The sequence below is a fragment of the Acinetobacter lwoffii genome (genome assembly GCF_049367455.1).
GTDB lineage: Bacteria > Pseudomonadota > Gammaproteobacteria > Pseudomonadales > Moraxellaceae > Acinetobacter > Acinetobacter lwoffii_W.
Map to the genome: position 1 here is coordinate 1 of NZ_JBMPXW010000004.1, position 19,851 is coordinate 19,851.

Genomic DNA, 19,851 nt, shown 5'->3' on the forward strand with positions numbered 1-19,851 from the left:
CCTATCTGTAACGGCTTTTTCAGCGATATAATTTTCAAATGAAGAAGCCTACACAGAAAATCTACCGCACAACCAATTGGCCCGCATATAACCGAGCACTCATGAGTCGCGGAAATATTGCCATTTGGTTTGATCCTGCTACGCAATGGTATGCTCCATCAAAAGGCAAACAAGGGCGAAATCAAACCTACTCCGACGCAGCCATCCAATGCTGCTTAATGATTAAATCCTTATTCCGTCTGTCTTTACGTATGGTCACTGGCTTTGTGCAAAGTCTGATTAAACTTTGCGGATTAAATTGGACAGCACCAGATTACAGTACGCTTTGTAGAAGACAAAAGCATATTGATATTGCAATCAGCTACCAAAAAAGTAGCGATGGGCTGCATCTACTCATAGACTCTACAGGCATGAAGTTTCTAGGTGAGGGCGAATGGAAACGCAAGAAACATGGACCTGAATATCGTCGCCAATGGCGTAAATTTCATATTAGTATAGATGCCAAAACCCTGCAAATACGAGCAGTTCAGCTTACAACCAATAATGTCAGTGATTCACAGGTGCTTGGTGATTTACTTGATCAGATTCCACAAGATGAGCAGATTGACTCGGCTTTGTTGCACAAACCTATCTGTAAAGGCTTTTTTAGCGATATAATTTTCAAATGAAGAAGCCTACACACAAAATCTACCGCACAACCAATTGGCCCGCATATAACCGAGCACTCATGAGTCGCGGAAATATTGCCATTTGGATTGATCCTGCTACGCAATGGTATGCTCCATCAAAAGGCAAACAAGGGCGAAATCAAACCTACTCCGACGCAGCCATCCAATGCTGCTTAATGATTAAATCCTTATTTCGTCTGTCTTTACGTATGGTTACTGGCTTTGTACAAAGTCTGATTAAACTTTGCGGATTAAATTGGATAGCTCCAGATTACACCACGCTTTGTAGAAGACAAAAGCATATTGATATTGTAATCAGCTACCAAAAAAGTAGCGATGGGCTGCATCTACTCATGGACTCTACAGGCATGAAGTTTCTAGGTGAGGGCGAATGGAAACGCAAGAAACATGGATCTGAATATCGTCGCCAATGGCGTAAACTTCATATTGGTATAGATGCCAAAACCCTACAAATACGAGCAGTTCAGCTTACAACCAATAATGTCAGTGATTCACAGGTGCTTGGTGATTTACTTGATCAGATTCCACAAGATGAGCGGATTGACTCTGTTTATACCGATGGAGCTTATGACACCAAGCAATGCCGTCAGGTCATTGCAGATCGGCAAGCGCATGCGGTGATTCCACCTAGAAAAAATGCGAAACAATGGAAAGATACAAAGAGTAGCTCGCTAGAGCGAAATGAATTACTTCGAACAATTAAACGTTTAGGCAGGACACTATGGAAAAAATGGTCAGGCTATCATCGGCGAAGTTTGGTTGAAACTAAGATGCACTGCATTAAATTATTAGGAGATAAACTCAGCGCAAGGAGTTTTGGTAGCCAAGTGAATGAGATCCATGCACGTGTAGCAGTCCTTAACAGATTTACGGAATTAGGTCGCCCACTTACCCAAGTTACGCCTTAAATTTGGCTCAATTAGGGGCGCTTTGCATTTCAAATCTTTGTGCAACAAAGCCTTGGGATTTAAACGATTAAGATCTTCAAGTAAGTCACGCCAAATGACGTAATCAAAACGTTCAAGATTTTGGACTTGTTGTAATTGCTCAGGAATTTCAATATTTTTTGTTTCGCAATAAGCCTTTAATAAATGCCCTAATCCGCCATAAACAGAGCCTGTATAGTTCTTGAGTTGGGACATCCTGTCTACTCCTTATTCTGTCGTGTTTTGTCAATATAAATATATCGTATCGTCAATACTTCGCCTACAAAAATTTATATCTTTAAAAAAATAAGGAAACATTTGGAGAAAACCATGTTGAAGGGTTTTGTTGCAGGTTTGGTGATTGCAAACGGTTATGAATGGTTTGCCCATAAATATCTACTGCATGGGGTTCACCGTAAAGGCAAGCCACGTTTCAGCCCAACGCCAAAACAGATGGAATCGCACTGGGCACACCACCGTGAAGTGCGCAAGCAGGGCTTTTCTGATGATTGTTATGTCGAGGGTCTGGACAACTGGCGTACGCGCAATGAGTTAATGTCACTTGCTGTAGCCGCAGGTGTGCTAAGTGTTGTGTTCTATCCTTTTTCAAAAGGCATGGCGCTTGCAGCGATTTATAGTGCGGGGAATTATTATTATGTTCATCGCCGTGCCCATCTTGAGCCTGATTGGGCGAAGCGTACAATCCCGTGGCACTATGATCACCACATGAACTCGAACCAAGATGCAAATTGGTGTGTTACTCGTCCTTGGTTTGATTATGTGATGGGGACGCGTGTGGTGTCTTCAGCAGATTTGAAAGAAGCCAATCCATTGGGTCTACCTTTACCTACACCGATTTCGAAGATATTAACTGAAGCGATTGAATCAGTATTTCCTGCTAAATGGGTAGAACAGAAACCAAAATTGGTGGCCGCTGCTCAGACAGAAGAGATCGAAAAAGTATCGGTTGCTTCTTGATAAAGCGTGAAGAGGGCATTTTGACAAAACATGATGCTGGTCGTGTGCTTATGTCGTGAATTGTCAATAAAATTGGTTTTTAATGTCAATATTTTTGCTGAATATCTCGCTAATTTAGCCCAAGCCTTTTTGTTGCTTGATATTTATCCAAATTTATTGTTTTTCGTTTACCCTCTAGCGTTGTATAAACGCATTTCATATACCTTGCTCAGCAAGGTATTTTTTTGACTAAAATTTGCCGAATAAAAAACCTCTCAAGCAATCGCATTGAGAGGTTTGGATCTCGCTATTTTTTATTGCTTAAAGGCGCATTTCAATGCCTTGCTCAGCTAAATATTTTTTCGCTTCTGGAATCGTATGTTGACCAAAGTGGAAAATGGAAGCTGCAAGTACAGCATCTGCGCCACCTTTCAAAATACCATCTGCCAAATGTTGTAAATTTCCTACACCACCTGAAGCAATCGTTGGAATCGTGACACGATCATTGATTTGACGCATTAAAGCGATGTCATAGCCTGCTTTGGTTCCATCGGCATCCATACTGGTAATCAGTAATTCACCTGCACCAAAGTCGATTGACTCTGTTTATACCGATGGAGCTTATGACACCAAGCAATGCCGTCAGGTCATTGCAGATCGGCAAGCGCATACGGTGATTCCACCTAGAAAAAATGCGAAACCATGGAAAGATACAAAGAGTAGCTCGCTAGAGCGAAATGAATTACTTCGAACAGTTAAACGTTTAGGCAGGACACTATGGAAAAAATGGTCAGGCTATCATCGGCGAAGTTTGGTTGAAACTAAGATGCACTGCATTAAATTATTAGGAGATAAACTCAGTGCAAGGAGTTTTGATAGCCAAGTGAATGAGATCCATGCACGTGTAGCAGTGCTTAACAGATTTACGGAATTAGGTCGACCACTTACCCAAGTTACGCCTTAAATTTGGCTCAATTAGGGGCGCTTTGCATTTCAAATCTTTGTGCAACAAAGCCCTTAAAAACAAGAAAAAGAGGATTGATAAAATGATGATAAAAAATAAAAAAGCGCCTGATGGCGCTTTCCTTTAATCATATTTATGGCGTCAGAATCACTTTACGACAGTCTTCTTCTTTTTTATCAAAAATACGGTAACCTTCCGCAGCATCTTCCAGTTTCATGCGATGGGTAATAATCAGATCTGGAGACAGATCTCCATTTTCAATATGTTCTAGCAACTGCGGCAAGTAGTTATGCACATGGGTTTGTCCCATTTTAAAGGTTAAACCTTTGTCAAAGGCATCACCAAACAGGAAGCCATGAATTGGACCGGCATAAACTCCAGGTACACTCACCACACCGCCGCGGCGGACCGCTGCAATACATTGTCTTAACGCTGAACCACTCGAACCTTCTAATTTCAGGTTGGTCATTACGGTTTCCAGCATGCTGCCTTTAGCTTCAAAACCGACCGCATCAATGACGGCATCGACTCCACGATAACCCGTGGTATTTTGAATGATAAATTCAGCGGCATCGACTTCATCAAAATTGACCGGAATCACTCCATAGGTTTGATGTGCGAAACGCAGACGATAAGGATGGTGATCGACCATAAAAATCTGCTCGGCACCGAGCATCCGCGCACAGGCAGCAGCCAGCAGACCGACTGGGCCAGCACCATAAATCGCCACACTGGAACCTCGACCAACTTGGGCATTGTTCACTGCTTGCCAGGCGGTTGGTAGAATATCGGTCAGGAATAATACTTTTTCATCAGGCAGGGAGCCTGGCACTTTAAATGGTCCGACATTGCCCTTGGGGATCCGCACATATTCAGCTTGACCACCCGGTATACCACCATACAGATGGCTAAAGCCAAATAAAGCTGCCCCTGGTGGAATCTGTTTTTTATTGAGAATTGCACCACGGCCGGTATTGGTATTTTCACAGGCAGCCATTAGTTCATGTTCACAGAAAAAACAGTGACCGCATGCAATCACAAAGGGAATAATTACCCGATCACCTTTTTTGACTTCGGTTACTTGTGGGCCGACTTCTTCTACAATTCCCATAAATTCATGGCCGAAAATATCACCGTCTTCAGTGGCCGGGATTTTTCCCCGGTATAAATGCAGATCTGAGCCACAGATGGCGGTGGCTGTCACCCTTAAAATAACGTCATCTGGTTCCTGAATCACTGGATCTGGAACAGATTCAACTCGTACATCCCGAGCACCATGATAGGTAAGAGCACGCATGCGGATTTCCTCTTTCTAGTTCAACATTAAACAGACTCGTAGCAAGGCTGCCAAGAATTAAAAAACACTTTTATTAGAGCCTTATGCGCCAAGAAATCGCTGTAAATTAATGTATGAAATAAGACATCCGAGTGTTTAAAAAATAAACTTATATAGGGTTTACGTAATTCGTGAGCTTATGTGTCGAATGAATAGAAAAGAACAGAATTAAAGAAACATCTAGTAATTTCTATAACTTATAGTGAATAGCCACCAATTTTGTAGACACCTTTTAGTTAGATAAAAAAGCAATTTTTTTGATCTTTAAAGAATGAGGATATAGTATTTGTAAAATTACTTAGCTGCTTAAAACTTAATTCTAATTGGTTAATAGGTGAAAAATGGGTAGTGTTTCAAAAAGTATGCTGGCATTAAACGAATCCATTATTGATATAAAAGAACACTAAATCAAAGGCTTTGAAATGATTTTCAAGCTTTTTGGAGAAGTTGCAGCTTCTCCTAAAGCCTCGCCTGATTCGATGCCGTAATCGACAATTATTGCCTTCTATACCCACAGTGAAAAATTTACCAATCAACTGTTTGCATTCTTTAAAGGTCGTAACAAAGCTATCCCAATGGTCACTTGATATACATGTATAGCTTACACCTAACTGCTTCAATTTTAATTTAAGTCGTTTTGCAGTGGCTAAATCTCGGTTACCCCATACATAAGCAACAATTTCACCTGTTTCTCGATGATAGGCATAAATTAGCCATTGTTTATTTTGCTTATGACCAACAAAAGTCCAAAACTCATCTACTTCAAGGGTTTCATAATGACTTTGCTGTGCTCGAAGTTGATATTTTGATTGGCTAAGTGTCCGTAGAACTTTACCGATACTTACTCTTTCAATTTCTGCTATATCCCTGACACCACTGCCTCGCACCATGAGGTGTAATATTTTGGTTTTGATACCTGAGTGACAGCCTTGATAACTGAGAGCATGATCACCAATAAATTGACGTCTGCATATTTTACATTGGTAATTTTGCTTACCATCTACTTTTGTGCCATTTTTCTTTATACTGTCACTTAGGCAGGCTGGACACTTGATTTCTAGAGTTATTCGCATTTCTCTATTTTATCAAAATCCAACCTGCTTTTTTTCAGCATACTTTTTGAAACACCACCCATTTTTTAAATTGATCCTAGACTGAACCGTACCGGGTTTGTCGGAGAGTTAATATTCTGAGAGACTATCCCGATGACAAAATTAAAATATACCCCTGAAATTAGAGAAAGAGCGGTTCAATTATTGATTGAATCTGAAAAAGATTATCCATCGAATTGGGCTGCGATCACCGCTATTGCTCCCTGAGCAGTATACTGCGCAAGGGTTGTACTCCTGAAACACTACGTGCCTGGCATCAAAAGCATTTAGATCAGCAAAATCCAGTTAAAGTACAGCAGCTTTCAGACCAAGAACGTATCAAACAACTCGAACGCGAAAATAAAGAACTGCAACGCGCCAATGAGATTCTACGTAAAGCAGCCGCTTTTTTCGCCCAGGCGGAGCTCGACTGCCCACACAAATAATGGTGGATTTTATCCATAATAATAAAGAGCTGTACGGAGTCGAGGCGATTTGTAGAATTTTACCAATCGCACCTTCAACCTATTACCGCACTCTAGATCTCTGCGAAAATCCAGAACATCGAGCAAAGCGAGATTTACATGACTTGCATCATGCTGAACAAATTAAACGAATTTGGAAGGAAAGTTCAGGTCGGTATGGTGTACGTAAAGTCTGGCAAAAACTGAAACGTGAAGGTTATGTTATCGCACGCTGTACTGTTGCTCGATTAATGAAAAAGCTAGGTATACAAGGTGTTTGGTGAGGTAAGAACAAACAAACCACCCGTAGCCGAGATGACCAAAAACGAGCAGATGATTTAGTGAAACGTAATTTTACTGCTGATCATCCTGACCAACTGTGGGTGAGTGACTTTACGTATATTCAAACAAATTCAGGCTGAGTCTATACCGCCTTTATTATTGATGTGTTCTCACGAGCAATTGTTGGCTGGAAAGTATCTACACGAATGAATACAGATATGGTGCTCGATGCATTGGAGCAAGCATTGCATGATCGAGGCATGCCAAAGAATGTGATTCATCATTCAGATAGAGGTGTTCAATATCTTTCCATTCGCCATACCAATCGTTTAGAAGCTGCAAATTTACGAGCATCAGTCGGTACGACTGGTGATTCATACGATAATGCTTTGGCTGAAACGGTGAATGGCTTATACAAAACAGAGGTGATTGAATATCTAAAAGCAGGTTGGCAAGGTTTAGCGGATGTACAACTTGCGACACTAAATTGGGTAGATTGGTTCAATAAAAAGCGTGTACACAGTGCACTGGGTTATGTATCGCCTTTTGAGTTTGAAGCAATATACTATGATAAGATTAACCCGTTAGGTCAGGTGGCCTAACTTAAATAAAAAAGTCTCCGACAAACCCGGTACGGTTCACTATTCACTAACTTGTAAATATCGGTATACCGCCTGACGACTAATCCCAAAAGCTTTTCCTAATGCCATTTTTGATGGATACTTCCCTTCCCTCCATGCTTGTCGTAAAGCTTCAGCTTGGTCAGGCTTTAGTTTATGCACCCGACCTTTGTACTTCCCCTGAGCAGAGGCGAGTTTTATTCCTTCCTTTTGCCGCTCTAAAATGATCTCACGTTCGAACTGTGCAAAAGCACCCATCAATTGCAGCATCAAATTATCCATCGGGGTGGATTCGGCCGTAAAAGTAATATTTTCTTTTACAAACTGGATGGCAATCCCTCGTTTGACCAGTTTATCTACTTCAGTGACCAAATCTTTCAGGCTTCGCGCAAAACGATCCATGGAATGTACAATCACCCTGTCCCCTTCCCGGACATAGTTCAACATTTCCTGAAATTTAGGTCGGTCAGTATTTTTACCTGAAGCACGGTCAACAAAAATCCGGTCGACTTCAATCCCCTCAAGTTGACGCCCAGTATTTTGCTCGACCGAACTCACTCGCACATAACCTACTTTTTGGCCTTTCACTCTTTCTCGCCCCAATTGGATAAAAATGAACAATTTTGTAAATTATAAATCTTTAATATCAAAGTTACATGTTACTTATGATTAAAAATCATTTAAATGATACATAATTTCATGAACTTTCAGATTGTAACTTTAGGGTATACTCTATAGTTACATAAATTAGATTTAAAAACTTGTCTCCAATAAACCAAGTACGGTTCACCTAAACAGATTGCTACCCCTGAACAACCAGAATCCGAAAAAAGAGGCTTTTGGAGCCGTTTTTTTAGACCCTATGATTAACCACGATTGTTTAACTCATATGAATAAAGTTGTGAAACTTTGATTAAATAATAGGCATGGAACGTGAAAAATCATAAAAAAAACCCACCTTGGGGAAGATGGGCTATCAACTAGAAACTACAGCATTGAATTTTCAAGAGAATTATAACGCATTTCGTATAAGGTGTATTATGTTAATTTTAGAAACACTTTAAAATTAGTAAATATTAACTGATATTATTTAAAGCTTTGTAAGCTTCACCTATTAATGGCTTAAATGCTTTTTCTAATCTTTCTATATTTTGCAAATGCCACTTAAAATGTTGTTCCCAAGATGTATTATCATATCCATCTACCAGTATTGATAATTGGATACGGGATGATTTTTTATCATCTAAACGTAACCACTCCAAAGGTTGTCCAAATACTTCTTCAATTTGCTGTTTATGCTTACTAAAAAAATCAAATAATAGTTTGTTCTCTTCTGCATTTGAACGCCCCATAGCAAATTCGACTCTTAGCTCTTTTTGTAAAAAAAGTAGTGTATATGCACATCCTGAGATACCAGAACCAGTATTAAGCCAATGATCACTTTTTGGACTTATATTGTTATATAAACGATTATTAAATTTTGAAAAATATTCTAATAATTCTTCCCAATATGACAAATGTGTTTCACTTCGTTATTGAATCCGTCATTGATTATACTGCATGATCTCATCAACCATATTTATCGATAATTTTGGCCAATGAATCGACTCATTCCAAGAAAGCTCCCGCCAATACCATTGATCTTTATATTTTTCGATGAGTTCGATTGACCACGGTAAGGATTCATTTTCAGAAAGCTCCCGCCAATCCCATTGATCTTTATATTTTTCGATGAGTTCGATTGACCACGGTAAGGATGTATTAGTAGAAAGCCTCCCCCAACCCCAACCCCAACCCCAACTCCACTCACAATCCCATCGATCTTTATATTTTTCGATGAGTTCGATTGACCGCAGTAAGGATGTATTACTAGAAAGATAGAACCAATCCCATTGATCTTTATATTTTTCGATGAGTTCGATTGACCACGGTAAGGATTCATTTTCAGAAAGCTCCCGCCAATCCCATTGATCTTTATATTTTTCGATGAGTTCGATTGACCACGGTAAGGATGTATTTCTAGAAAGCCACCCCCAATCCCATTGATCTTTATATTTTTCGATGAGTTCGATTGACCACGGTAAGGATGTATTACTAGAAAGACACCCCCAATCCCATTGATCTTTATATTTTTCAAAAAGTTCAATTGACCACGGTAAGGATGTATTACTAGAAAGCCCCCCCCAATCCCATTGATCTTTATATTTTTCAAAAAGTTCAATTGACCACGGTAAGGATGTATAACTAGAAAGATAGGACCAATCCCATTGATCTTTATATTTTTCAAAAAGTTCAATTGACCACGGTAAGGATGTATTACTATAAAGACACCCCCAATCCCATTGATCTTTATATTTTTCAAAAAGTTCAATTGACCACGGTAAGGATGTATTTCTAGAAAGCCCCCCCAATGCCAATGCCATTGATCTTTATATTTTTCGATGAGTTCGATTGACCACGGTAAGGATGTATTTCTAGAAAGATACAACCAATCCCATTGATCTTTATATTTTTCAAAAAGTTCAATTGACCACGGTAAGGATGTATTCCAAGAAAGCCCCCCCAATCCCATTGATCTTTATATTTTTCAAAAAGTTCAATTGACCACGGTAAGGATGTATTACTAGAAAGCCCCCCCAAATCCCAATGCCATTGATCTTTATATTTTTCGATGAGTTCGATTGACCACGGTAAGGATGTATTTCTAGAAAGCCCCCGCCAATCCCATTGATCTTTATATTTTTCGATGAGTTCGACTGACCAATTTATATTTTCAAAAGAGCATAAAAACTCTATTCCTTTATCAGTCTCAATACGTTTTAGAATATTAACTAGCCGAATGGCTTCATCACTTTGAATTAAACTAAACACTGTCGAAAGCTGATTTTTGGCTTTCTTGATTTGAAGTTCTTGCGTTTGACCAATAGCTATTTCATTTTTCATTAAATTCTCCAACTCTTAATTGTTCTAATTTTTCTTGCCAAGCTGCTATTTCTCCCTCAAAACTTACTCTTTTATTATGTAGATAATCTACCCACTGTGACTCATTTTTACCGATTTGATTGATAGTCATTGTAACTGGATCAGTGGATAGCTTATGCAGTGCTTGAATGGCTTGTTCTAGCTTATATTTTATTTCAGAAATAGAAGACCTTAAAATATCAATGGATTTGAGCTTACTTGATTTGGTTTGTGAAAAATCACCTTGTTGTAGCTTTGCATAAACGATTTTTACAGCAGCAATATCATTCTTATCGTACGCTTCCTTGAGTTGAATGAATATTTGGCTAGCTTGTCCTTTTTTCTCCTCAGTAACTTTGTCAGGATGGCAAAGATTACACGCTCTACGGAATATATTTTTTAACTCTTTTTCTTCTAACTCATTGAGCTGTTTTACTTCTGTTTGCTGTACTTCTTCATACTCCTCAGAATATTCATCGTAGGTATCTTTTGCTTGCTCAGCTTCTTCTTCTAGTTCATCTATCTCTTCTTGTTCTTGGTTCTGCTCTTGTTTTGCTTGTTCAGCAATACATTGTTGATACTCAGCCTTCAAGCGCAGTAATTCTTTGATTAAATCACCCAGAATTTCATACTGTCTGCGGTTAAATAACAGAATATCTCGTTCAAGATCGGCTTGTTCATTGGTGATTGATTCAAGTCGGAGTTCTAGTATTTTTAACTCAAACTTTAATTCATTCGCTTCATGATCTTCACTGACAACGATTGCAGTAAAGCTCTTTAAGAAAATTGTAATTTCTTCAGCAGCTTGTTGATAAGCACCTTTTTCTAAAAAAGTATGAATCTGTTCAAGTTTATAGCTTTCGATAACAGGAGCTAATTTTGATAGTTGAGACGGAATATTTTCAGTTTCATCGAGAAAAATAAAATTTTTAATCATCTCAAGACGTCTTTTCACTGCATCAGGAGATAATTTAATGGTCGATATTGAGACTTGAGGATCAACTAACTGATTAAAGATTGCCGAATAGTCATCATAAATATGCACTTCATCTTTGATAACTGTAATATTTTCCTCATTATTTCGTGCTTGCTTAGTCCAATTATAAGAACCAGTAATCACAATTTTTTGATCTATAATACAGAATTTATGATGCATTCGATTAAAGTTCTGTGTTTCTAAAAAAGTGATTTGAGCCTTTAGATTCTGTAGACGAACAAAGTTAAGCTTACCAACCCCTCTATTGATTTCATCATCAATCAAAACAAGACGAATAGATAAGCCTTGCTGTGCTTTTTTACACAAAGCATCGAACAACTCCAGATCTGTAAACCAAGCAACAGCAATGAGTATTTCATTTTCAGCTTTTTGGATATAGTCCAAAATGACATTATGAATATCTCTAAAATAAGCTTTAACTGACAATTTTATATCCAATAAATATTTTATAAGTTATTAATATTTTAAAATATTTTAACATAAAAATGGAGCTTTGAGTGATCCTAGACACTATTGTGGACAGCATCTTTACCAAGCAAATTAAAGACCTTGTATCTGATGAGGAATATCGTCAACTTCAGCAAGATCTTTTGGTACAGCCTGATAGAGGTGACCTAATCAAGAATGGCGGTGGTATTCGCAAAGTACGTTGTGCTCAAGGTAACAAAGGGAAAAGTGGTGGGATACGGGTGATTTATTATTGGGTCACCGAGGATGATCAGATCTTTTTCTTAGTGGCTTATCCAAAATCAGTAAAAGATAATTTAACAGATAAGGAAACCGCCATTCTGCGCCAACTCGTGAAGGAGCAATTTCATGGATAACAACTTATTTGATGACTTGGTTGCTTCAATCAAAGAAGCTGGAGCTATCAAACGTAAAGAAGTTAAAGCAAGCCGAGTTACAGAACTCGAATTGCCTGATATTAAAGAAGTACGTGAAAAAACTGGCTTGAGCCAAAATGAATTTGCTGCACGTCTACATATTAGCCCCCGTACCCTGCAAAATTGGGAACAGGGACGACGCTATCCAACTGGACCAGCAGCTACATTGATTCGAATTTTAGATGCTCACCCAAGCCTTATTTGAAAAAATTACTTAAAAAATGGGAGCTTAAGGCTCCCATTTTTTTTTATTTCGTATAAGGTGTATTATGTTAATTTTAGGAAATATTAACTAAATTTTATTGGTTATATCTGTAATAACCAAATTAATTTCTTGGATTCCTATTCTGCTTAACTCAGCAGCAGCACCATCAATACTCTTAAATATCCTTGGTTCAAATGGGTTTCTAGAGCTACTAAGAATCAATGGTTTTCCATCCCAATCTGCGTCTTTACCAGTAAAAAAAATAATAAAGTTATTATCTTTCCCTTTTATACAAGCACCATCAAACCAACCTTTCTCTAAATGAATTTTAGCCATACTTGAGAGAATACATCCGCTATTGTTTAAACCTGAAATCTTCATAATATAAATTCCTTAATTAATAACACAACAATATCAAATATTGATTCAATATTCAATATTGAATCAATATTTGATATTGTTATTCTTAAATTAAAAATCACTGAATAAAACCGGCTAAGTCTTCTTCCATTTTACATAATGGATGTTCGTATACAGTACTTGCATATTGTATTCGATCAAATACAATATAGTGAGAAGATAAGGAATCCTCATGATTGAAATTAAACGTCTACCTGAGTTTGATGAATGGTTGGATGGAATTAAAGACAATATGACCCGTATCCGCCTGAATCGTCGATTAGAGAAGGTTCAACGTGGAAACTGGGGAGACATTAAACCTCTCCAAGATGGCATTTGGGAAATGAGAGAATTCTTCGGTTCTGGATGGAGGATGTATTACATCCAACATGGTGACGTTGTGATTGTAATGCTTGGTGGCGGAGATAAGTCAACTCAACAACAAGATATCGAGCGTGCGGTCAAACTATCGAAAACATTGGAGGATTAAAATGGTTAAAGTCGCTGATTTACCAAGTTTTGATATGGCTGAGTCACTCAAAACTGAAGAAGACATTGTGATGTATCTGAATATAGTTCTTGAAGATAACGATCCAGCTGAATTAGCTCATGCACTTGGTGTAATTGCCAAAGCTCGTGGTATGACTCAAATCGCTAAAGAGGCAGGAATTGGACGTGAAGCACTTTATAAGGCACTTCGTCAAGGCTCTGCACCACGTTTTGATACGATTAATCGTGTAGTAAATGCTTTAGGTTTAAAACTCACAGTACAGCACGCCTAAAACTTTAAAAAATATATTAAAAATGGGAGCTAAATGCTCCCATTTTTAGATTCATATAACGTGTATTATGTTATTTTTAGAGAAAGTAAAATCTAATCTAAAATTTTTATCTTTAGAATATTTGTGGGAACTTTATGCTGGAATTTATTGGCTTTATCACTTTATGTTTTATTGGATATAAAATATTGAAAGTACTTCTGGAAAAAAATAAAAAAATAAATAGTTATAAATATTCTCTAGAAACAAGGGACTTCGCAGTAAATGAATTAAACATTCCTAGTAATTATTTTAATTACATAACCTCAAGTAAAATGATAGATATCAAGGATATGGCTCTTTCTATGCAAAAAATCATGTATCCTAATACTACATGGCCATGCCTGCTAGCTATTACCATTTACATGTATTTCTATAATGACTTAAAAAAAGGTAATCAAATTATTGATTTTTTAAAAATAGATAAAGATCTTATAAAGCAAGAGTTAGATTCAGATCCGAATCAGACAGTCGAATTCTTTGTTAATTCCAAAAACAGTTATGAATCTTATACAGACAATGAAATTAATAAATTATTATTAGCTGCCTCAAAAATACCTAATAAAAATATAATTCACGATTCAAGTTTATTAGAGCGTATTGATAGATATGTAGATACAGCGGACAACTTTGGGTGGGCCTCATACAATGAAGGTGATATCAGTTTTGAAGTATACGATATTGATGAAAGCGGAACTTCATATTTTGTTTCAGTACAAAAAATTGATAAAGAAAATGAAAAAAGTGCATCAACTTTGACGGTAGAAAAAGAAAATACTCTAAGTTAAAAATACATAATCAACTCAACTGAAAATTCTACAAATGTAGTTACTCTTAAAGTGGTGTCAAATATCAGTTTAGAGTCTATGTAGTTGAAATTGATTAGGATGGTTTTGATAACTTTAAAACATCTACTACGCCCATTTAACATAATGGGCGTTATACGAAACGCATATTTTAAATATATAAAAATCATACACTTGTGTTATAGTGGTGATGCTCGACGATGTCGAAAAGCTGACTTGGAAACAAGTCGGCTTTTTTATGATCGTTTTTGATAGTTCTTGCCAATAAATCTGACTAGAAATTACGCTTCTCAACTTGAGTGATACAATTTTGTGATACATTATTGTATATACAAATTTGAATGTTTTTTATGGAACAGTATTTTGAATGGGATGAGGCTAAGAATCGAAAGAATCAGAAAAAGCATGATATCTCTTTCGAAACTGCAAGCCTTGTTTTTGAAGATCCACTGAGGATCTCAATCCAGGATAGACATACTAATGGTGAAGAACGTTGGCAAACCATTGGAAGAGTAAAAGGCGTACTAATGCTATTAGTAGCTCACACTATCTTTGATGAAGATGACTGTGAAATCATACGAATCATTAGTGCAAGACAAGTCACTAAGGCGGAGCGAGATAAATATGAGCACGGTTAGATATTCACGCAAAGAACTAAATGAAAAATTTAGTGAGAAGCAAGATGCTGAAATTGAACGCCTACTTGCTAAAGGAACTATTCCAGATGATCAACTAGATTTATCTGATATTCCTGAAATTACAGACTGGAGCAATGCTGTCCGCCATAATCAGTTCTATCGTCCAGTAAAGCAACAAACTTCAATTCGCTTAGATGCTGATGTTCTTGCATGGTTTAAAGCACAAGGTAAAGGCTATCAAACCCGGATGAATGAAATTCTGCGAGATGCCATGCTGAAAGAATTAAAAAATCATCAATAAAAATGGGAGCTTAAGCTCCCATTTTTGACTTCGCATAACATGTATTATTTTAATTTTAGAAAATCTTAAGTTTTAAAGAGGGGAAAATGTTAACTGCTCCAGAGCTAGCTACCAAATTCAAGACCTTGTATGAAATTGCATTTCATGAATATAAAGATGAATGTGACCGTTCAAAAAGAATCGAGGAAAAAGTTGGAAGAATTTTTACGGTCTTAAATATATTTATTGTTTTAGCCGTTACAGCTATTACAAAGAATGAATATTGGAGTAGTTTTAAGAATCATTATCTTATTTTTCAAATATTTGAAATAATAATTTTACTGTTATTTTTTAGTTTACTCTTCTTTGCTTGGTCTAAATTATTATCTGTTATGCAGGATACTAAAGTCAAAAAATTGGAACTAAATCATGAGTTAGAAGATGTAATATATGATGATGAACAAAATCCAAACCATCTTTATTGGAAATTATATAAAACTTATAGAAGCTCTATTGAACAAAATACTGTAGAGATGAACTTAAGATCCAAAATAATAGAAGATGCATTAAAAGACCTTAAAAAGGCTTTTTGGTGCTTCATCTCTTTTATCTTTATACTGTTTTTAACTCTTCTAAAAACTACGGTTGAAAGCTAATGGCGAAGAATCCAAATACAGAACAAACTAAACAGGAAAATAGACCATCTATATCTAGTACACAGAAGCCACCTCGTGATACAGATCCCTTACCACTTAGAGTCGTAATAGAGAGTTATGATCCGAATGTAAACCTAGAAAAATTGCGTAGAAAATAACTCTCAACCACAAATTACCTCATCTAACATCAATTAAAAGAGGAGCACATTGCTCCTCTTTTAATAATCTTAACTGATTTTTCTATAGTTAATATCATATCCCGCATCACTTAGCATATGAGCTACAGACATACGCCAGTCTTTATATCCATGGTCTGTATATACAACACCATTCACATCACCAGGCATTTCAATATGACCTTCCTTTTTTACTAAGCAGATAACTTTCTCACGAGTATATAAACCTATTAATAAACCGTGTTCAAAAACAACATTCTGCCTAGCTCTTAATTTATATTCGCTTTCTCCAACAGCTTTGCCTTCATCATCTGGTGTATATAGAACTATCCCAAATCCAATAGAAGGATCTTTCGTATAACGTTCTAATTTTTCTATGATTGTAATGCTAGCATCATGTTGCTCTCTAAGAATTATTGGTTCGATTCTTTGAGCTGATAAAAAAGCTTTTACCTCGTTTATTAATGCATCATCATGACCGTGGACAATGAATACTTTAGATGGCGTGATTTTCTTTTTTTTCTCCACTAAATTAGAAACTTCTTTTTTAGTTCCTTTCGCATACGTCACTAATTCTTCTGTTATTTCTTTTTGTTTTAGAATTGCTGACTCTAAATCATTAGAATAAAAACCGATCATAACAACATTAGAAGCTCGATCTTCAGCTCTTCGTTTATTAGCTTGTTGCTCTTTTAGAACTTCACCAGATATTTCACTAGAAAAAATACGTAACCGCTCAATATGTTCAATAGGAATAGTACGCCCATTAATTAAAATAGGTTTCCCAACCTGATAAGGTTCAGCATATTTGTTAATTACGTCTTCTAAATCTGTTAAATCTGATTTAATTTCGACTTGATCCCACGCATTCTTATGATACTTTTCACCTAACTCTAAAATCACATGGTAATACATATTCTTAACGCCATATCTTTATTCATTTTTTTAACTATATAATAAATTTTAAAAAAATTAACTTTCTATTTAACATAAAATCTCTTATGCGAAATTTAAGCTACTTTGGTAGTTTTTGACAACTATTTATACTAAGCGATACAGAAAAATGAAAAAGGATACCTTTATAAAGAATCCTTTTTTTCTTTTATATCTTCAGTGACTTGTATCATCCAGTACATAAGCGCAAAGAATGGGATAAGCAAAATTAAAAGATAAAGGATACTAAAATTTAGAAAGTATCTGGCAAAAGATAAGATTGTCAGTAAGACCAATAATCCGCAAACCGTATAGACAATTTTATTGCGTTTACTAATTAACTCGACAATTGGAAGATCCTGATTTTTCATTCTATGATCCTTAGTAACTTGTGCAATACTGCATTTCTCTATAACCATGCAGCATATTCACCAGAATCATTAATTGATTTAAGTACGTACAAGGTAGCCCATTTAATTCAGGGAATTTTTCCCACATTAAATATTTATCTTTGTAGAGAAAGGTATTTTTCTTAAATTTTTCTTGGCTTGATAACTCAATTTTCATTTGTTCAAGCTGTTTAAAATGCTCAACCACATCGTCTGGAATTGGCATATTGAGAGCTACACTCTTACCATTTAACCAATATTGAATTGGTCGGACGTTAATAGATTCATTGAATCCTATAGCTTTGAAATAATCCTTTACCGCTTCAGCGTTATAGAACCCCAATGATTCAACTAGCAGTTTAAAATCTGCATTTGTCATTATATACCGTCCATAATTTGATTAAATTTGATTATATAGTCCACAGGTGGACAATACAAGAAATATCCAAAGTTTAACCTTCTATTGGTTTTAGTAGATTATGGACTGCCAATGTTATTGTCTGGTCCATAATCTCTAAAACGTCTAATCCCGATGCTTGGATAAATGCTGCAAGCTGCAGCATTTATCCAGGCATCTATATTACCTATCTAATCCAGATCCATAGCAGATATATCAGAACAAAGTGTCTACTTTGCGAACTGACGCAATCAGTTAAATTTTACCTTCCCTGATTACCGTTGATTTTCAAGTGAGCTTTAAAAAGCTGTGCTTTTTAAATGGCGACCGCAGAAAATAAACTGCTCCTATTTGATCTAGTAGCGGGATATAAAAAAACACCCTTAATGGGTGTTTTCGTGGCCTAGATTATCGAGATATATCTTTATTTTTGTTTCTCTCTTGAGTTTTAACTTGTGGCTGCTGTTTTGGAGCATTGGCATCATAAGCCGTTAATTTTGGCTGATGAAATTTCTGATTTTGAATATCGGCATTATGTTGAATCTGAAGCTTAGTTTTATCATTTTTGGTTAAAGCTTTTTCAGTTGTTTCTTTCAATTTACTCAAGCTTTGAGCTTCCCACTTCCCTTTATTTGCCAATGTTTGAACTCTTGCGCCTGTTGGCAGTCCAGTTTTAGGATCAATTTCTTTAGTATTCACTTCGACTTTGTTAGATCCTTTATAGGTCAGGACAATATCATCATTCTTAATGATATTTTGTTCTTTCAAAGTACGTTCCAGATCCTTCGCCCAGATTGTATTTTTTTCACCTTTACTATTTTCAATAGTGGCGTAGTAGCTACTGTTATTCTTAGAATCATGCTTATAAGGTGCTGCACCATGATCTACTAATTTTCCAACGTGCATTTTTTTCTGATTAAGCTGTTCAACCGCAACCTCTATACTGGCTGTGCGCTGCTTTTCTGTGAAGCCGTCAGCTTTCATTTTTTTATCAAAAACTGTCAGTAAAGCTTTTTCCTGTTCTGACAGGTTATTAATTTTTTCCCTTCTTTCCTGTGTTGGATCTACTTTATCCTTCTCATTTAAAGGCTTCTCTTTGTGGCGTTCATTACCCTTTTCAATAGTATTGGGAACTACCTCTTTACCTTGTTCTTTTTTCATGTCATTGAGCAAGGCTAGATCTATATCACGAGGTTCATAACCCTTTACTGTCATGCCCTTCATTGAAGCTTCAAGCCATACATTCCGTTTAAATTCTTCAGAGCCTTTAACCTGTATTGTTTCCCATTTTTTAGCTTTTGCTACCTCCACCATTGAAGCAGCAATATGTTTATCATCAATTGTGGTTTTTAAAGCTTTTCCAGAATCTTCAAAAGCTACTTTTTCAGGATTACCTTTAAAGTGATATTTGTCATCTACCACATAATATTTATTGAGCAATGCTTTAGGTATGCCTTCTTCACTAGATTCTTTACTGTCATCAGCTTTTAGCTTTTTGGTATCAGTTACCTTAGTTTCTTCAGGATCTTGATTAATACCTTTTGTACTTTTTGAAATATCTATATTTTCAGCTTTTTCAATCGAATTGACTTCAGCTTGATTTGTTTCTAACGTCTGGCCAAGTTTGGTATAGCCTATTTGTTCTTTATTAAAACTAGGTTTATCGACCTTGTTTGCTTCAGTCATGATCAAGTCCTTATTGATTAGAAATATTTTGGCGACGTGCTGCTTCGTCAATAATCATTTTGGTTTGAATATATTTGTCTGTTAGAAGTGCAATTTGTCTTTCAGTTTCAGTGCTTAAATCTTTATTTTGCTGATATACAGCTATGCTTTGCATATAGTTTTTTACAGTGTCAGGCTGATTAACCGCTTTAGATGAAAAGCCATTAGGACTGGTCACGGCTTTATTTGAAGTACAGCCCACAACTGAAAAAGATAGGGCAAGGCTGATTAATGTAAGAGAGATTTTTTTCATGATAG

23 protein-coding genes, 6 pseudogenes and 1 other annotated feature are annotated in these 19,851 nt (G+C 36.5%); of the genes and pseudogenes, 14 read left to right on the top strand and 15 right to left on the bottom strand.

Annotated elements, in window-relative coordinates; all coding sequences use genetic code 11:
• Positions 1-38: 38 nt before the first annotated feature.
• Together ACO1B7_RS14845 and ACO1B7_RS14850 are read left to right on the top strand one after the other, a co-directional pair.
• Positions 39-611: pseudogene (locus ACO1B7_RS14845) on the top strand (IS5 family transposase); the annotation flags it as partial.
• 53 nt (positions 612-664) lie between these two features.
• Positions 665-1,597 carry an IS5 family transposase gene (locus tag ACO1B7_RS14850; RefSeq protein ID WP_423090329.1) on the top strand — a complete coding sequence of 311 codons (933 nt, stop codon included), beginning with the start codon at positions 665-667 and terminating at the stop codon, positions 1,595-1,597.
• A 51-nt stretch (positions 1,598-1,648) separates the two neighbouring features.
• On the opposite strand, the pseudogene ACO1B7_RS14855 reads toward ACO1B7_RS14850, so the two are convergent.
• Positions 1,649-1,831, bottom strand: a pseudogene (locus ACO1B7_RS14855) (AraC family transcriptional regulator); the annotation flags it as partial.
• Positions 1,832-1,945: 114 nt separating this feature from the next.
• Here ACO1B7_RS14855 and ACO1B7_RS14860 point away from each other — a divergent pair.
• Positions 1,946-2,593, top strand: coding sequence for a sterol desaturase family protein (locus ACO1B7_RS14860; RefSeq protein ID WP_004812246.1), 648 nt, complete (start codon positions 1,946-1,948; stop codon positions 2,591-2,593).
• Between the two features lie 300 nt (positions 2,594-2,893).
• On the opposite strand, the pseudogene ACO1B7_RS14865 reads toward ACO1B7_RS14860, so the two are convergent.
• Positions 2,894-3,166: pseudogene (locus tag ACO1B7_RS14865) on the bottom strand (HisA/HisF-related TIM barrel protein); the annotation flags it as partial.
• Here ACO1B7_RS14865 and ACO1B7_RS14870 point away from each other — a divergent pair.
• Positions 3,162-3,536 (top strand): annotated as a pseudogene (locus ACO1B7_RS14870) (IS5 family transposase); the annotation flags it as partial. The pseudogenes ACO1B7_RS14865 and ACO1B7_RS14870 sit on opposite strands and share 5 nt — an antisense overlap.
• Positions 3,537-3,669: 133 nt before the next feature.
• On the opposite strand, the gene ACO1B7_RS14875 reads toward ACO1B7_RS14870, so the two are convergent.
• On the bottom strand, positions 3,670-4,833 hold the full coding sequence (locus ACO1B7_RS14875; protein ID WP_004897278.1) for a zinc-dependent alcohol dehydrogenase: 1,164 nt from the start codon (positions 4,831-4,833) through the stop codon (positions 3,670-3,672).
• Between the two features lie 410 nt (positions 4,834-5,243).
• A complete protein-coding gene (locus ACO1B7_RS14880; protein ID WP_004282341.1) occupies positions 5,244-5,945 on the bottom strand; it encodes an IS1 family transposase in 702 nt (233 codons plus the stop codon).
• Between the two features lie 132 nt (positions 5,946-6,077).
• Between ACO1B7_RS14880 and ACO1B7_RS14885 the strand changes: the two are divergent.
• Positions 6,078-7,311: pseudogene (locus tag ACO1B7_RS14885) on the top strand (IS3 family transposase).
• Positions 6,367-6,483 (top strand) — a sequence feature (AL1L pseudoknot). (Overlaps the previous pseudogene by 117 nt.)
• Before the next feature lie 39 nt (positions 7,312-7,350).
• Here the strand turns inward: ACO1B7_RS14885 and ACO1B7_RS14890 are convergent.
• Positions 7,351-7,917, bottom strand: a complete 567-nt coding sequence (locus tag ACO1B7_RS14890) for a recombinase family protein (RefSeq protein ID WP_004897285.1) — start codon at positions 7,915-7,917, stop codon at positions 7,351-7,353.
• A gap of 204 nt (positions 7,918-8,121) precedes the next feature.
• On the opposite strand from ACO1B7_RS14890, the pseudogene ACO1B7_RS14895 reads away from it, so the two are divergent.
• Positions 8,122-8,199, top strand: a pseudogene (locus ACO1B7_RS14895) (plasmid replication DNA-binding protein); the annotation flags it as partial.
• A gap of 206 nt (positions 8,200-8,405) precedes the next feature.
• Here the strand turns inward: ACO1B7_RS14895 and ACO1B7_RS14900 are convergent.
• The 4 genes from ACO1B7_RS14900 to ACO1B7_RS14915 are packed head-to-tail and all read right to left on the bottom strand — an operon-like array spanning position 8,406 to position 11,713.
• A complete protein-coding gene (locus tag ACO1B7_RS14900) occupies positions 8,406-8,846 on the bottom strand; it encodes a DUF4268 domain-containing protein (protein ID WP_423090330.1) in 441 nt (146 codons plus the stop codon).
• 27 nt (positions 8,847-8,873) lie between these two features.
• Positions 8,874-9,752, bottom strand: a complete 879-nt coding sequence (locus tag ACO1B7_RS14905; RefSeq protein ID WP_423090331.1) for a hypothetical protein — start codon at positions 9,750-9,752, stop codon at positions 8,874-8,876.
• Positions 9,724-10,272 carry a ferritin family protein gene (locus tag ACO1B7_RS14910; RefSeq protein ID WP_423090332.1) on the bottom strand — a complete coding sequence of 183 codons (549 nt, stop codon included), beginning with the start codon at positions 10,270-10,272 and terminating at the stop codon, positions 9,724-9,726. The genes ACO1B7_RS14905 and ACO1B7_RS14910 overlap by 29 nt, the downstream gene beginning before the upstream one ends.
• A complete protein-coding gene (locus tag ACO1B7_RS14915) occupies positions 10,262-11,713 on the bottom strand; it encodes a phospholipase D-like domain-containing protein (protein ID WP_423090333.1) in 1,452 nt (483 codons plus the stop codon). The genes ACO1B7_RS14910 and ACO1B7_RS14915 overlap by 11 nt, the downstream gene beginning before the upstream one ends.
• Positions 11,714-11,787: 74 nt before the next feature.
• Here ACO1B7_RS14915 and ACO1B7_RS14920 point away from each other — a divergent pair, with 74 nt between their 5' ends.
• Both ACO1B7_RS14920 and nadS read left to right on the top strand, forming a co-directional pair.
• A complete protein-coding gene (locus ACO1B7_RS14920; protein ID WP_423090339.1) occupies positions 11,788-12,111 on the top strand; it encodes a type II toxin-antitoxin system RelE/ParE family toxin in 324 nt (107 codons plus the stop codon).
• Positions 12,104-12,376: a NadS family protein gene (gene nadS, locus ACO1B7_RS14925; RefSeq protein WP_000369781.1), complete on the top strand. Its 273-nt coding sequence runs from the start codon at positions 12,104-12,106 to the stop codon at positions 12,374-12,376. Before ACO1B7_RS14920 ends, nadS begins: the two co-directional genes overlap by 8 nt.
• Positions 12,377-12,463: 87 nt before the next feature.
• Here nadS and ACO1B7_RS14930 read toward each other — a convergent pair whose 3' ends face one another.
• A complete protein-coding gene (locus ACO1B7_RS14930; protein WP_423090334.1) occupies positions 12,464-12,757 on the bottom strand; it encodes a hypothetical protein in 294 nt (97 codons plus the stop codon).
• A 211-nt stretch (positions 12,758-12,968) separates the two neighbouring features.
• Between ACO1B7_RS14930 and ACO1B7_RS14935 the strand changes: the two genes are divergently transcribed.
• The 6 genes from ACO1B7_RS14935 to ACO1B7_RS14960 all read left to right on the top strand — a co-directional run bounded on the left by ACO1B7_RS14935 (position 12,969) and on the right by ACO1B7_RS14960 (position 15,973).
• Positions 12,969-13,265, top strand: coding sequence for a type II toxin-antitoxin system RelE/ParE family toxin (locus tag ACO1B7_RS14935; protein WP_423090335.1), 297 nt, complete (start codon positions 12,969-12,971; stop codon positions 13,263-13,265).
• A 1-nt stretch (position 13,266) separates the two neighbouring features.
• Positions 13,267-13,557, top strand: coding sequence for an addiction module antidote protein (locus ACO1B7_RS14940; protein WP_423090336.1), 291 nt, complete (start codon positions 13,267-13,269; stop codon positions 13,555-13,557).
• Between the two features lie 134 nt (positions 13,558-13,691).
• Complete coding sequence (locus ACO1B7_RS14945) at positions 13,692-14,381, top strand: hypothetical protein (RefSeq protein ID WP_423090337.1); 690 nt, start codon at positions 13,692-13,694, stop codon at positions 14,379-14,381.
• Positions 14,382-14,749: 368 nt separating this feature from the next.
• Positions 14,750-15,037 (top strand): BrnT family toxin, encoded by a 288-nt coding sequence (locus tag ACO1B7_RS14950; protein WP_005225834.1) that lies wholly within the window; start codon positions 14,750-14,752, stop codon positions 15,035-15,037.
• Positions 15,024-15,338 (top strand): BrnA antitoxin family protein, encoded by a 315-nt coding sequence (locus ACO1B7_RS14955; protein WP_005225835.1) that lies wholly within the window; start codon positions 15,024-15,026, stop codon positions 15,336-15,338. The genes ACO1B7_RS14950 and ACO1B7_RS14955 overlap by 14 nt, the downstream gene beginning before the upstream one ends.
• A gap of 86 nt (positions 15,339-15,424) precedes the next feature.
• Positions 15,425-15,973 carry a hypothetical protein gene (locus ACO1B7_RS14960; RefSeq protein WP_005225836.1) on the top strand — a complete coding sequence of 183 codons (549 nt, stop codon included), beginning with the start codon at positions 15,425-15,427 and terminating at the stop codon, positions 15,971-15,973.
• 227 nt (positions 15,974-16,200) lie between these two features.
• Here the strand turns inward: ACO1B7_RS14960 and ACO1B7_RS14965 are convergent, their stop codons facing one another.
• From ACO1B7_RS14965 to ACO1B7_RS14985, 5 genes are all read right to left on the bottom strand, one after another.
• Complete coding sequence (locus ACO1B7_RS14965; RefSeq protein ID WP_005225838.1) at positions 16,201-17,064, bottom strand: TIR domain-containing protein; 864 nt, start codon at positions 17,062-17,064, stop codon at positions 16,201-16,203.
• Positions 17,065-17,228: 164 nt separating this feature from the next.
• The gene (locus ACO1B7_RS14970) at positions 17,229-17,453 is read right to left on the bottom strand and encodes a transposase (RefSeq protein WP_126562264.1); all 225 of its coding nucleotides are present in this window, start codon (positions 17,451-17,453) and stop codon (positions 17,229-17,231) included.
• Between the two features lie 10 nt (positions 17,454-17,463).
• Positions 17,464-17,850 (bottom strand): hypothetical protein, encoded by a 387-nt coding sequence (locus ACO1B7_RS14975; protein WP_111034247.1) that lies wholly within the window; start codon positions 17,848-17,850, stop codon positions 17,464-17,466.
• A 426-nt stretch (positions 17,851-18,276) separates the two neighbouring features.
• The gene (locus ACO1B7_RS14980) at positions 18,277-19,554 is read right to left on the bottom strand and encodes an LPD7 domain-containing protein (protein ID WP_126562262.1); all 1,278 of its coding nucleotides are present in this window, start codon (positions 19,552-19,554) and stop codon (positions 18,277-18,279) included.
• A 10-nt stretch (positions 19,555-19,564) separates the two neighbouring features.
• Positions 19,565-19,846 (bottom strand): hypothetical protein, encoded by a 282-nt coding sequence (locus tag ACO1B7_RS14985; protein WP_005248700.1) that lies wholly within the window; start codon positions 19,844-19,846, stop codon positions 19,565-19,567.
• Positions 19,847-19,851 lie beyond the last annotated feature (5 nt).